Below are 14,243 nucleotides of genomic sequence, written 5' to 3'. Positions count from 1 at the left end.
CTCTAATCTCGCCCTCTCGACGCGACGCGGCCTTCATGAGGAGACGCTGAGCGGACCCGACCGGATGCGAGCCGCTCAGTGATGTAGAAGAATACAACGCACTTCAGAATGATCGACCGTGTCAGCGACGCGGCGTTCGGGATCCGGCGCGGCCGAAGCCGCGCTAAGACCCTATCAAGCAGCAGTACACCAACGAAGCGGCCCAACCCGTCTCAACGCGCCAGATCGGAACGGCCCATCAACCACTCATCCACCGCCCTCGCGCATTGACGACCTTCGCGGATGGCCCACACCACGAGCGACTGACCGCGTCGCATGTCCCCGGCACAGAAGACGCCGTCGACCGAGGTGTGATAGGCGGCAGGGCCGTCGGTGGCGCCCTTGATGTTGCCGCGCGGATCAATCTCGAGGCCGGCGTTCTCGCGCAGCTCGGCGATCATGCCTTCGTGTACGGGATGCACGAAGCCCATGGCCAGCAGCACCAGGTCGGCCTTGAGCTCGCCGACGCTGTCCGGGACCGGCTGCATCTGCCAACGCCCGCCGTCGGTGCGCTCCCAGCGTACCAGCTCGAAGCGTAATCCCTTGACGCGGCCGTTCTCGTCGCCGACGAACGCCTTGGAGGCGACGTTCCACAGCCGCTCGCAGCCCTCTTCCTGGGAGCTGGAGGTGCGCAGACGGTTCGGCCAATCCGGCCAGGTCAATCCCTTGTCTTCCTTCTCCGGCGGTTTGTCCAGGATCTCGATCTGCGTGACGGATTTCGCACCGTGACGGTTGGAGGTGCCGATACAGTCCGAGCCGGTATCCCCGCCCCCGATCACGACGACATGCTTGCCGTGAGCGCTGATGAATTCGTCCTCGGGGACGTACGAGCCCTGCACGCGCTTGCTGTTGCGCGTCAAGAAGTCCATCGCGAAATGGATCCCGGACAACTCGCGCCCTGGCACCTCCAGGTCACGCGGCTTTTCCGACCCGCCGGCGAGGACCACGGCGTCGTACTCCTCGCGCAACCGCTCGACCGGGATGTCCACTCCGATATGGGCGTTGGTGTGAAACTCGACGCCTTCGGTGCGCATCTGCGCCATTCGGCGGTCGATCAACGATTTGCTGAGCTTGAAATCCGGGATGCCGTAGCGGAGCAGTCCGCCGATGCGATCCGCCTTCTCGAACAGGTGAACCTGATGACCGGCACGCGCGAGCTGCTGGGCAGTTGCCAGGCCGGCCGGACCGGAGCCGACCACGGCGACACGCTTGCCGGTGCGTCGCTCCGGCACCAGCGGCTTGATCCAACCTTCCTGCCAGGCCTTGTCGACGATGGCGCATTCGATCGTCTTAATGGCCACCGGCGTGTCGTTCAGGTTCAGGGTGCAAGCGGCCTCGCAGGGTGCGGGACAGATGCGGCCGGTGAACTCCGGAAAGTTGTTGGTCGAGTGCAGGACCTCGATCGCCGCCTGCCAGTCACCCTGATAGACCAGGTCGTTCCAGTCCGGGATGATGTTGTTGACCGGGCAGCCCTGATGACAAAAGGGAATACCGCAATCCATGCAGCGAGCACCTTGCTCGCTGACCTCGCGATCCCCCATCGGGATCACGAACTCGTTGTAGTGCACGACGCGGTCGGCGGCCGGCTGATAGCGCCGGTCACGACGGTCGAATTCAATGAATCCGGTCGGCTTACCCATGATCCACAATCCCCTTCGACTGCTTGATCGTCTGTGGCGGACGGCTTTGACGCGTCTGCATGGTTTCGAGCGCCCGGCGATAATCAACCGGCATGACCTTGACGAACCGTGTGCGATAACTTTCCCAATCGTCGAGGATCCGTCGCGCCACATCGGAATTGGTGTAGTGCAGATGATTCACGACGAGCTGCTTGAGCCGCGCGGCATCGTAACGGCTCATATCCTGACTGAGATCCACGAGACCGTGGGTCTCGAGGTCGCCACCCTGGTGGTCGAGCGCCTCGAGGATGTCGTCTTCAATCGCGATCGGCTCGAGCTCGACCATCGCCAGATTGCAGCGCTCGGCAAAGGTGCCGTCCTCGTCCAAGACGTAAGCGACGCCGCCGGACATCCCGGCCGCGAAGTTTCGTCCCGTCGGGCCGAGCACGACGGCGATACCGCCCGTCATGTACTCGCAGCCGTGATCACCGACGCCTTCGACCACGGCGATGGCGCCGGAGTTGCGCACACAGAAGCGCTCGCCCGCTACACCCCGGAAGAAGCACTCGCCGCTGATCGCACCGTAGAGCACGGTATTGCCGACGATGATGTTGTCTTCGGCGCGCTCGATCGCGGATTCGGCCGGAGGATAGATGATGAGCCGTCCGCCCGAAAGACCCTTGCCGACATAGTCGTTGGCCTCGCCCTCGAGTTCGATCGTCACGCCCGCGGCCACCCAGGCCCCGAAAGACTGACCGCCCGTGCCCTTGGCCTTGATGTAGATGGTGTCCTCGGGTAGCCCGGCATGCCCGAAGCGTTCGGCAACCCGGCCCGACAGCATGGCGCCGAAACAGCGGTTGTAGTTCCGGATCTCGGTCTGTATCCGCACGGGCTCGCGGCGCGCGAGCGCCGGCTCGGCCTGACGGATCAGCTCGTGATCAAGCGCCTTGTCGATGCCGTGATCCTGGCTCTCGCTGTTGTAGACCGCCACGTCCGTTCCGACATCCGGGCGTGCCAGCAGACGCGAGAAATCAAGTCCTCGGGCCTTCCAGTGCGAAATCGCGCGCCGCATCTCGATACGCTCGGAATGGCCGATCATCTCGTTCAACGTGCGGAAGCCGAGCTTGGCCATCAACTGACGGACCTCTTCGGCGACGAAGAAGAAGAAGTTGATCACATGCTCGGGCTGTCCGGTAAAGCGCCTGCGCAGCTCCGGATCCTGCGTCGCGACACCCACCGGGCAGGTATTCAGATGACACTTGCGCATCATGATGCAGCCCTCGACGATCAAGGGCGCGGTCGCGAAACCGAACTCGTCGGCCCCGAGCAACGCCCCGATCACCACGTCCCGACCGGTGCGCATGCCGCCGTCGACCTGGACCGCGATACGCCCGCGCAACCGGTTGAGCACCAAGGTTTGATGGGTCTCGGCGAGACCGATCTCCCAAGGCGAGCCCGCGTGCTTGATGGAGGTCAGCGGACTGGCGCCCGTGCCGCCGTCATAGCCGGCAATGGTGACGTGGTCGGCATGGGCCTTGGACACGCCGGCGGCAACCGTTCCGACGCCGACCTCGGAGACCAGCTTGACCGAGATGCGGGCCTTCGGGTTGACGTTCTTCAGGTCGTGGATCAGCTGGGCCAGATCCTCGATCGAGTAGATATCGTGATGTGGCGGCGGCGAGATGAGCCCCACTCCGGGGGTGGAATGGCGGACCCTGGCGATCTGCGGGCTCACCTTGTGGCCCGGCAGCTGGCCGCCCTCGCCCGGCTTGGCCCCTTGCGCGATCTTGATCTGGATGTCGTCCGCGCTCACCAGGTACTCGGTCGTGACGCCGAAACGGCCCGAGGCGACCTGTTTGATGGCCGAGCGTTCCGGGTTCGGCGAGCCGTCGGGCAACGGCTGGAAGCGCTCGGGCTCCTCGCCGCCTTCACCCGTATTGGACTTTCCGCCGATGGCGTTCATTGCCTTGGCGAGTGTGGAGTGTGCCTCGGGCGAGATGGAGCCGAAGGACATGGCGCCGGTTGCAAAGCGTTTGACGATGGCACTCGCCGGCTCGACCTCCTCGATCGGGATCGGCTCGGGAGCGAATTTCAGCTCCATGAGACCGCGCAAGGTCAGGAGGCGCTCGGACTGGTCGTTGATCAGACTCGAGTATTCGCCGAAGGTCTCGAAGCTCTTCGCACGGGTCGCGTGCTGCAGCTTGGAGATGGTCTCGGGGGTCCAGACATGATCCTCGCCGCGCAGGCGATAGGCGTAATCCCCGCCGACATCCAGGTGTTTGCGGTAGATCTGCTCGCGCCCGTAGGCTTGCCCGTGCCAGCGCACCGCCTCCTCGGCAACCTCCTTCAGACCGATCCCTTCCACCTTCGTTTGGGTGCCGGTGAAGTAGCGCTGGATGAACGGCGTGTTGAGCCCGATCGCATCGAAGATCTGCGCCCCGCAATAGGACTCAAGCATGGAGATGCCCATCTTCGACATGACCTTGAGCAGCCCCTTGCCGACCGCCTTGATGTAGCGCTTCTGGGCCTCTTCGAAGGTCAATGGCTCGGCCAGATGCGGCAGCAATGACTGAATCGTATCGAAAGCGAGATAGGGGTTGATCGCCTCGGCGCCGTAGCCGGCCAGCGTGGCGAAGTGGTGCACTTCCAAGGCCGCACCGGTCTCGACCACGATGCCCGAGCTGGTGCGCAGGCCGCGTCGAATCAGATGGTGGTGCACCGAGGAGGTGGCGAGCAGCGCCGGGATCGGGATGTGGTCGAGATTGGTGTTGCGATCGGACAGGATCAGGATGTTGTAGCCGGCCAAGACCGCCTGCTCGGCTTGCTCGCAGAGACGATCGAGCGCCGCGCCCATGCCTTCCGCGCCCTCGGTCGCGGGGTAGACCATGTCGAGCGTACGGGTCCTGAACGCCGCCCCGGCGCTGTACTCGATGTGCCGAATTCGCTCCAGGTCCTGGTTGGTCAACACCGGCTGCGGGGTCTCCAAACGCCAGTGCTTGCCGGCCTCGTTGATCCCGAGCAGGTTCGGACGCGGACCGATCATGCACACCAGCGACATCACCAGCTCTTCGCGGATCGGGTCGATCGGCGGATTGGTGACCTGCGCGAAGTTCTGCTTGAAGTAGCTGGAGAGATGCTTGGGCCGGCTCGAAAGCACCGACGGCGGATTATCCGCGCCCATCGACCCGACGGCCTCTTGACCCGTGAGGATCATCGGGCTGAGCAGGAACTTGACGTCTTCCTGGGTGTACCCGAAGGCCTGTTGGGCGTCCAGCAGGGTGGCATCGTCCGGAGACATGGGTCCGACACTCGTCGGCAGCTCGTCGAGTCGGATCTGCGTCTTCTTGAGCCATTCACCGTAGGGCTTGGCCTCGGCGAGCTCGGTCTTGATCTCGGCATCGTCGATGATGCGTCCCTGCTCCAGGTCAATCAGGAGCATCTTGCCGGGCTGCAGACGCCACTTCTTGACGATGCGCTCCTCGGCAATATCGAGCACACCCATCTCGGAGGCCATCACAACCATGTCGTCTTTGGTCACGAGATAGCGCGCCGGACGCAGACCGTTGCGATCCAGCGTCGCGCCGATCTGGCGCCCGTCGGTGAAGGCGACCGCGGCGGGACCGTCCCAGGGCTCCATCAGCGCCGTGTGATACTCGTAGAAGGCACGGCGCTTCTCGTCCATCAAGCGGTTGCCGGTCCAAGCCTCGGGGATGAGCACCATCATGGCGTGCGCGAGCGAGTAGCCGCCCATCACCAGCAGCTCGAGCGCATTGTCGAAGCACGCGGAGTCCGACTGACCTTCCGGGATCAGGGGCCAGATGGTGTCGAGGTCATCGCCGAGGATGTCCGAGCGCATGGTGTGTCGGCGCGCGGCCATCCAGTTGACGTTGCCGCGCAATGTGTTGATCTCGCCGTTGTGGCAGATCATGCGGAACGGCTGCGCCAGATCCCAGGTCGGGAAGGTATTGGTCGAGAAGCGTTGATGGACCAGCGCGATGGCGGATGTGAAGCGCTCGTCGGAAAGGTCCAGATAATAGTTGCCGACCTGGTCGGCGAGCAGCATGCCCTTGTAGTTGAGCGTGCGCGAGGATAAGGATGCGGTGTAGTAGGAGGTCTGATCGTATCCGGAGCCGCGGATCTCGTTGTCCATCCGCTTGCGGATGACGAAGAGCTTGCGCTCGAAGGCGTCCTGATCGGCACAGCGCTCGCCCCGGGCGATGAAGACCTGCTGAACGAGCGGCTCGGTCGGGAGCACGCTCTTGCCCAGATCGCTGTTGTCGACCGGAACATCGCGCCAACCCAGCACCCGTTGACCGCCTTCCCGCACGTGACGATCGATGATGTCCTGCATCAAACCGCGTGCGTCCGCATCGCGGGGCAGAAACACCATGCCGACGCCGTACTCGCCGACCGGAGGGAGGTCGAACGAGATCTGCGCGCGCAGAAAGGCGTCCGGGATCTGCACCAGGATGCCGGCACCGTCGCCGGCCTTGGGATCCGCGCCCACTGCGCCGCGGTGGGCGAGACGCTCCAAGATCTCGAGCCCTTGGCGGACGATCGCGTGACTCTTGGTGTTCTTGATGTTGCAGACGAAGCCGACCCCGCAGGAGTCGCGTTCGTTGGCTGGGTCATAGAGACCCTGTGCGGGCGGATAGGCACGAAGGCTCATGATTGACCTCGCTGATACGAATAACATGTTGCTGGGGATTGTGCAGTCGCGACCCGCGCGCTTACACCTTCAAACCTGTGTGTGATTGTCGCAACCGAGGCCCGACATCACAATCGTGTCGTCATTTAAACCGCGCCGGCTCCGACGACCGTCGGAGCCGGCGCGGCTCGGCCAATCCGATAAACAACGCGTACCGCACCACCGGGCGCGGTTTAGAACGGGAAATGTCGGTTCTCCGTCGAAGAGGAAAGACGACGATCTTGGCCGGGTCACCGCAAAACCCCAAAGCATACCGGCTCAGCAGATGCTGTGCCACATCTGCCGGACATCAATTGCGTCCTCGCCGCGTCCGATCGGCCCTGCCGTTCTCCGTCTCGGCGTGCCGGAGCCGCGGTCGTCGATCCCGCTGCGAAGGCGTTCTCATGTCGGCGCTTGAGCAAGCCCGACCGCACGCGGCAACGCTCCGCCGTCGTGCGCGAGGCGTTCGATCTGCACTCAATGAGTGCAAGCGGGGGTGGTCCTAGGAGGCCGCGGCGTCGAGGGTCGCACGCAGAAGGTCCGGATCGACGTCGCCCGTAACCAGTGCGTCTCCGGGGTGTTGCAGGAGAACAAGGCGCAGTTGACCATCCTGCACCTTTTTGTCGACCGCCATGAGCTCGAGAAAGCGATCGGCGGAGAGATCATTCGGGGCAGCGACAGGAAGGCCGGCGCTCGCCACCAGCCGGCGAACCCGCTCGACATCCGTCTCGTGAAGCCATCCCATGCGGGCGGAGAGATCGGCCGCCATGCAGATTCCGACCCCGACCGCCTCGCCGTGAAGCCAGGTGCCGTAACCGGTTGCGGTCTCGATGGCGTGCCCGAAGGTGTGACCGAGGTTGAGCAGCGCCCGCTGCCCGGCCTCGAGCTCGTCTTCGGCGACGATCTCCGCCTTGATCTCGCAGGAGCGGCGGATGATGTAGGCCAAGGCATCGGGATCGCGGGCGAGCAGCTCGGCCATGTGGGATTCGAGCCAGGCGAGGAAGGTCGCATCGCGAATAAGCCCGTATTTCAGGACCTCGGCCAATCCGGCCGAGAGCTCGCGCTGCGGCAATGTCGCCAAGGTCGAGGTGTCCGCGATCACTGCCCGGGGCTGGTGGAAGGCCCCGATCATGTTCTTCCCGGCCGGATGGTTGATACCGGTCTTGCCGCCGACCGAGGAGTCGACCTGTGCCAGTAGGGTCGTGGGCACCTGGATGAAGCCGACCCCACGCTGGTAACAGGCGGCGGCGAATCCCGTCATGTCGCCTACCACGCCTCCGCCGAGCGCCACCAAGGTGCAATCGCGCCCGAAACGCGCCTGCAACAAGGCATCGAAGATCCGGTTCCAGACCTCCATCGTTTTGTATTGCTCGCCGTCGGGCAGCACCGTTTCGCCGAGGTGATAGCCCGCGAGCGCCGAGCGAACGGCTTCAAGATAGAGAGGCGCAACCGTCTCGTTGGTCACGATCATGACCTGCGAGCCGAGCAGATGCGGCCGGTAGAGGTCCGGGTCCGAGAGCAGGCCGGATCCGATGTGGATAGGATAAGCACGCGCCCCGAGGGCGACGGTGAGGCTCCAGGACATGGCGTTTCTCCGATCAGGCTGCCCGGACGTGAGCGATGCTCTCGTCCAGGTCTTCGGGGCGCGGTTCAGACCTCCTCGGACTCCAGGCGCCGAGAGATCTCCTTGACCACGGAGCTGGTTCCGCGCTTCTCGGTCGAAACGACCATATCGGCGACTTGGCGATAGAGCGGCTCGCGCTCCTCCATCAGCTCGCGCAGTTTCGCGAGTGGATCCTCCGTGTCCAGCAACGGGCGATTCCGATCGCGAGCGGTACGGGCATACTGCTGCTCCGGACTGCAATGCAGATAGATAACGACGCCGCGCGCCGCGAGGTCTTGACGATTCTCCGCCGACAAGATGACCCCGCCGCCGGTCGCGAGCACGATCCGCTCCTCGCTCACCAGCTCCTCGATGACTTGGCGCTCGCGGGCACGAAAGCCCGTTTCGCCCTCGAACTCGAAGATCGTCGGGATGTCCACGCCCGTTCGGCGCTGGATCTCCTGATCGCTGTCTTTGAAGGTGTAGGAAAGCGTCTCGGCAAGCTGCCGTCCGACGGTACTCTTGCCGGCGCCCATCGGCCCGACGATAAAAATGTTCTGTGCGCGCATCATAGGAAAGGTATGCCAGATTTTCGGCGCGCGGGCAAGGGCAACGACGCCCGGCCCAAGCGCGGTAAGAAAAACGACGCAAGCGTGGAGCGAGCGCCGGTGCGGTCGATCCCGGCCCGGTCGAGACAACGCGAGATCAAGCGCAACCCTCTGAGCTCCATCGAATATCCGCTGCGGATTGCGGTTGCCGCTCGATGGGGACGGGCGCCGTTAGTTTCCAACCAGGTCGCCCTTGAGGATCTTCGGCGTCACGAAGATCAAGAGCTCGGAGTTGTTGTCCTCGCGAGCCTCTCGCTTGAAGAGTCGCCCGAGGACCGGGACGTCTCCGATCCAAGGCACCTGCTCTTTGGCGAAGATCTTGGTGCGCTCGTAGACACCGCCCAAGACGACCGTCTCGCCATTGTCGACCAGGACCCGTGTTTCGATCTCGCGGGTGTTGATGGTCGGGGTCCCGTCGACGACACGGCTGAAGTCCGGCTCATCCTTGGTGACGATCAGGTCCATGATGATCCGGTCGTCGGGCGTAATCGCGGGCGTGACCGTCAGACTCAGGGTGGCGTTCTCGAATTCGACGTTCGTGCCGTCCTGAGAGACGGTCGAGTAGGGAATCTTCTTGCCCACCTCGATCCTGGCCTCCTTCTGATCGGAGGTGATGACGCGCGGACTCGAGATCACCTCGCCGCGTCCCTCGCGTTGCATTGCCGAGAGCTCCAGTTGAAGCAGATAGGAGCCGACCTTGCCGATCAGGAAGTTCACCGCACCGGCCGGGTCCGTTGCAGGAAGGTTCACCAGAAGGGACGGGGTGTCGGTCGCGACCGGATCGAGGATGATCGCGTTGTTCGGCTCGCCGGCGGTGTCGAGCCCGAAGGGTCCGGCATTGTAGTTGCCGCGCCCGACCAGATTGCCGGGAAGCCCGCCGCCGATCAGCATCTCGTTGTTGTACAGCGCGCCCATGGAGGTCGCGAGACCGAACCGCACACCAAGATCCCGGGTGAAATCATTGTTCGCGATGACCACGCGCGACTCGATCATGACCTGCCGGACCGGGATGTCCAACCGCTCAACGACCGCGCGGATCTGGTCCAAGCGAGCGGCGGTGTCCATAACCAGCAGGGTATTGGTGCGCTGGTCGAAGGTCACGCTGCCGCGCCCGGGTGTCAGGATCGAGTCTTTCGTGGATTCGCTCACGGTGCGATCAAGCTGACGCGTGTCGCGGCCGATCGGGCTGCTGCCCCCTTGCGAGCTGACGCTCGACTGCAGACTGGACGCACCCCGAATGAAGGCGGCGATCTCGGCCGCCTTGGCGAACTTGACCGGAATAAACTCCGAGCGGATCGGCGCCAGCTCCTCGAGACGCTGGTCAGCGGTCAGGCTACGCTCTTCGTGTCCGACGATCTCGTCGAAGGGGCCGACCATGATGACATTGCCTTCCTGGCGCTTAGTTAGATTCTTGGTCTTGAGGATGATGTCGAGCGCCTGATCCCAAGGGACATTCTTGAGACGCAAGGTGATGTTGCCGCCCACCGAATCACTGGCCACCAGGTTCAGATCGGTGAAGTCGGCGAGCAGTTGGAGAACCGCCCGGACCTCGATGTCCTGAAAATTCAGCGAGAGCCGCTCCCCGTCGTAGACGACTTTTTCACGCGCGAGTCGCTCCTTTTCGGCGGACGTCAGCGGTCGCAGCTCCAAGGTGAAGAGGTCGTCCGTCTGGTAGGCCATGTATTCGAAGTCGCTGCCGGTTTGGACATTGACCTCGACGTTGCGTCCCTTGGGCCGAGATTCGACCGCTACCACAGGTGTTGCGAAGTCCACGACGTCGAGTCGCCGAAACAGACGCTGCGGCAAGGACGCGTCAATGATGTCGACGAAGACGCGGCTCCCTTGTTCCCGGACGGTTACGCGGCTGGTTGCGCTCGGGAGCTTGATCAGAACACGCCCCTCGCCCTCGGGACCTCGACGGAAATCGATGTCGCGGACACTCGGCCCGGGGGCCGCGCCGCCGTCGGAGGCGGGGCGATCCCACGGAGCCGAAGCCGGCGCTCGAGCCTGTGTCCGCGCGGCAGCGGGTGCCGGCGACGCGGGTCGCGCGGCTTCCGGCTCACTCCTGGCGTCGATGTCAACGCGCACGCGATTGCCCTCGGTCGTCACGCGATAGGGGACCGAATCGTTCAGATTGATCACGATGCGGGTACGATCGCTCGCCTCCACCGCGACCAGACTATGGACGGGACCGACGCCGATCGGAACGGCTCTGCGCTCGAGTCGGTTGGCAACGCCCTCGAAGTCGAGCGCGATCCGTGCAGGAGACACGGTGTCGAAGGTCTGCGGCGCGCTGACCGGTCCGGAGAAGAGGAGCTGGATCTCGACGCGATTCCCCGGCTGTGCCGCGAATTGAACGTCAGTGAGATCGACGGCGGCCACGTTCGCCGCGCCGAGAGACAACCCGAGCAGGGCCGCGTACCGGAGCGCCCGTCGGAGAATGCCGCGTGGTCCGTGCTGGCTCGGTCGAAAGGGGCTGTTCATCGCGGCATGCCTCTGCCTGTCACGGGGTGAGTTTGAGCTCGGCCGAACGTTCGCGCCAATCACCCGGTATCTCGGAAACGATCTCCGTCAACCGGACGGCGTCGTCGGTGATATCCACGATCTGTCCGTTGTTCATTCCGAGATAATTCCCGACCCGCACGCGATAGATCAAACCTTCGCGCGTTCGAACCAAGGCCCATCGGGTCTCTTGCTGCTGGACCGTACCCACCATGCGCAGCGCATCCAAGGGATAGCTCTCGAGCTCTTCTTTGGGTCGAAGCGGGTCCGGGGCGAGGCTATTGTCCGCTCCGGCCGCCGCGGCGGTTTTCGTGTCCATCACGAACGGATCCCGGCGTCCGTCGGGCTCGAAGATGAAGGCATCGACGGGTTGGATCTCGGGTAAGGGCTCGATCGGCCTCGGCGGGCGGGCCTTGACCTCGTCGATGTAGGCCCGCAGCTCCTGCGTCTCGGTGCGATCGCACCCCCACACGAGCAAGGCCGCAAAGACCATCGACCCGCGTAGGCAGGCTGAGCGCAGTCGCCTGCTCACTGTTCGGCGTCCTCGTCGAGATAGCGGTAGGTCTTCACGGTCGCCTGCAGCGACAGCTTCGCCGCACCGCTTCCGGTCGTTCCGCCGGCATCGCTGATCCTGGTGTCGTGGACGGTCACGATGCGCGGCAAGGATGCCAGCCCGCTGACGAAGCGCCCGAAGTCGTGATAGCTGCCGGTGACGCGAATCTGGATCGGCAGCTCGGCGTAAAAGTCCTTGAGCTGCTCGTTGCCGGGTTGAAACAGCTCGAATTCGAGTCCGGCAGCAAGCCCGGTTTGAGAGACATCGACCAAGAGCGAAGCGACCTCGGTTCGGTTCGGCAACTGTCGGAGCATCGCCCCGAAGGATTCCTTCATTTCCTCGATCTGCTGGCGATACTCCTCCAGATTGGCCGCCTTGCGCTGTTTGGTCTCGAACGCGGCGCGCAGGTCCCGCTCGGTCGCCTCGGCACGATCGAGTCGACTCAACTGCTCCTGCGTGTCGAAATAGAAGACCGCGCCGCCCAGGGCGATGCAGGCGAGCAGGATCGCGATGACCTTCACCGCGATCGGCCACTCGCCGACGCTGTTGAGATCGAGTTGGTTGAGTTCGCTCAAGTCCATCGGCAGATCTCCGCGCGCCTCGTCATCGGTGACTGTCGGCCAGGAGCCGCATCCCCGACGGTCTGTCCGCCGGGGCGCGCGTCTGCGTCGATGCCGGGCTTGCCACGGGGCTCACCTGATCGAAGGCCAACCGAAACTGGCTCAGGCCGGTCCCGGTCTTGTCCTCGATCAAGAGCAGGCGCGGTTTGCCGATCCACTGCGATGCCTCGATGCTCCGCATGAAGGCCGAGACCCGCGCGTTGGACTGGGCACGCCCCTCGACGACGACAGCGCGTCCGTTCTGCTCGAGTTTGGTGAGATAGACCCCTTCGGGAATCGCGACCACCAGCTCGTCGAACAGCCGCACGATCTCCGGGCGGCTCTCCTGAAGCTGTTGGATGATCTCCATGCGCGAGAGGAGATCTGCTTTGATCTTCTCGAGATCCTGAATTTCCTTGATCTGACGATCCAATTGCGCGATCTCGCCCTCCATGAGCTGGTTTCGAGCCAACTGATCGCCGATCCGCCCTTCGATCTGCAGGTGGACCAACACCGCCAGAAGCAGCGTGAAGACAAGTGCGAGCCCTCCCGCGGCGGCAAACTCCTTGCGCCGGCGTTGCCGCGCCTCTTCCCGCCACGGCAGAAGGTTGATGCGTGTCATCTAGTCGAACCCCCGCAAAGCGAGTCCGACGGCGACCATCATTCCGGGCGCCTCCCGCATCAACTCCTGGCTGTTGACGCTCGGGGAGATCGACATGCGACGAAAGGGGTTGGCGACAGCGGCCGGCAGTTTCAGACGCTCGGCCATCAGCCGATCGATCCCCGGGATGCTTGCCGGTCGACCGGCAAGCAGGAGCCGATCGACGCGATTGAAGCTGGTCCCGGAATAAAAAAACTGCAGCGCCCGTCCGATCTGTTGTGCCAACGCCTCCTTGAAGGGTCCAAGCACGTCGGTCTCGTATCCCTCGGCGACATCGCCGTCGAGGATCTTGCCGAGAGCGACCTCGCGCGACAGGCTGTAGCGGCGCTGGACCTCGTCGAGCAGTTGTTGGCCTCCGAAATTCTGCTCGCGGGTGTAGACGATCTGACCTTCGTGTATGACGTGCAAGGTCGTCGTCGCGGCACCCACGTCGGCCACGGCGACTGTTCGAGTAGCCTCCAGCTCGGTCTGGTCCTGTGCTTCTTCGGCGAGGATCAGCGAGCAGGCGTTCTCCATCGCATAGGCCTCGACATCGACGACGGCCGGTATCAAACCGGACGCTTCCAGTACGCCCACCCGGTCATCGACGTTCTCCTGACGCGAGGCGACCAACAGCACGTCGACCATCGACGGATTGCCCTTCGTCGGCCCAACGATCTGAAAGTCGAGATTGACCTCTTCCAACGGGTAGGGGATGTATTGATCCGCTTCGAGCTGGATCTGGTTCTCCATCTCGGCGTCGTTGAGGGTTCCGGCCATGGCGATCACCTTAGTGATCACCGCCGAGCCGGCCACGGCCACCGATGCGCGTTTCGCGCGTGTTCCGGTTCTGGCGACGGCCTTGCGGATGGTCGCGGCCACACGGTCGACATCCGCGATCTTTTTCTCGATCAGGGCACCCGGCGGAAGGGGCTCGATCGCGAAATACTCGACCCGAAACGTCGCGGCGGTCTCCACGGGCAATCGCGACAGCTCGATGAGCTTGATCGCGGTCGAGCTGATATCGATCCCGATGAGGGGTTTTATTTTGCTGCTGAGGCCGAACATCGCCATTTCGTGAGGTGATTTCCGTTCTAAACCGCGCCCGGTGCGGTATGCGATGTTTTTGGAAGGGATCGGCCCCGGCAGACTTGACGACCGTTGGAGCCGACGCGGTTTAAAATATTAAAAAATATATCATTTTAAACCGCGTCCCCGCTAATGGTTGTGGATGCGGCAAACATCGAACTTGCTCGAAAATGAACATCTCGCTCTGGACGCGATTTAATCCGGCTCGCCGCGCGCGTCTCCGAGCCGCCGGAGGGCCTTGCCGGGGACGCTCGAACCCCGCACCGGGGCGAGCCTCGGCTCGGCCCCATTATAGACAGGCTCC

At 63.6% G+C, this 14,243-nt stretch carries 9 protein-coding genes; all 9 read right to left on the bottom strand.

Features of this window, described 5'->3' with window-relative positions; genetic code table 11:
- Positions 1-212: 212 nt before the first annotated feature.
- Positions 213-1,679, bottom strand: a complete 1,467-nt coding sequence (locus BDD21_RS07130; RefSeq protein ID WP_120796568.1) for a glutamate synthase subunit beta — start codon at positions 1,677-1,679, stop codon at positions 213-215.
- The gene (gene gltB / locus BDD21_RS07125) at positions 1,672-6,327 is read right to left on the bottom strand and encodes a glutamate synthase large subunit (RefSeq protein WP_120796567.1); all 4,656 of its coding nucleotides are present in this window, start codon (positions 6,325-6,327) and stop codon (positions 1,672-1,674) included. Before gltB ends, BDD21_RS07130 begins: the two co-directional genes overlap by 8 nt.
- Positions 6,328-6,847: 520 nt before the next feature.
- Entirely contained in the window at positions 6,848-7,930 is a 1,083-nt protein-coding gene (aroB, locus tag BDD21_RS07120) for a 3-dehydroquinate synthase (protein ID WP_120796566.1), read from the bottom strand.
- 65 nt (positions 7,931-7,995) lie between these two features.
- A complete protein-coding gene (gene aroK, locus BDD21_RS07115) occupies positions 7,996-8,520 on the bottom strand; it encodes a shikimate kinase AroK (protein ID WP_120796565.1) in 525 nt (174 codons plus the stop codon).
- A 207-nt stretch (positions 8,521-8,727) separates the two neighbouring features.
- Positions 8,728-11,040 carry a type IV pilus secretin PilQ gene (locus BDD21_RS07110; protein ID WP_120796564.1) on the bottom strand — a complete coding sequence of 771 codons (2,313 nt, stop codon included), beginning with the start codon at positions 11,038-11,040 and terminating at the stop codon, positions 8,728-8,730.
- Positions 11,041-11,059: 19 nt separating this feature from the next.
- Positions 11,060-11,590, bottom strand: a complete 531-nt coding sequence (locus BDD21_RS07105; RefSeq protein ID WP_120796563.1) for a pilus assembly protein PilP — start codon at positions 11,588-11,590, stop codon at positions 11,060-11,062.
- A complete protein-coding gene (locus BDD21_RS07100; protein ID WP_120796562.1) occupies positions 11,587-12,192 on the bottom strand; it encodes a type IV pilus inner membrane component PilO in 606 nt (201 codons plus the stop codon). Before BDD21_RS07100 ends, BDD21_RS07105 begins: the two co-directional genes overlap by 4 nt.
- Before the next feature lie 22 nt (positions 12,193-12,214).
- A complete protein-coding gene (locus BDD21_RS07095; protein ID WP_120796561.1) occupies positions 12,215-12,832 on the bottom strand; it encodes a PilN domain-containing protein in 618 nt (205 codons plus the stop codon).
- Positions 12,833-13,918, bottom strand: a complete 1,086-nt coding sequence (locus tag BDD21_RS07090; RefSeq protein WP_120799793.1) for a pilus assembly protein PilM — start codon at positions 13,916-13,918, stop codon at positions 12,833-12,835. It lies immediately after the preceding gene.
- Between the last annotated feature and the right edge of the window lie 325 nt (positions 13,919-14,243).

This window comes from Thiocapsa rosea, from assembly GCF_003634315.1.
GTDB lineage: Bacteria > Pseudomonadota > Gammaproteobacteria > Chromatiales > Chromatiaceae > Thiocapsa > Thiocapsa rosea.
Note: the sequence above shows the minus strand (reverse complement) of the source record. Positions and strands in the feature narration are given on the sequence as shown.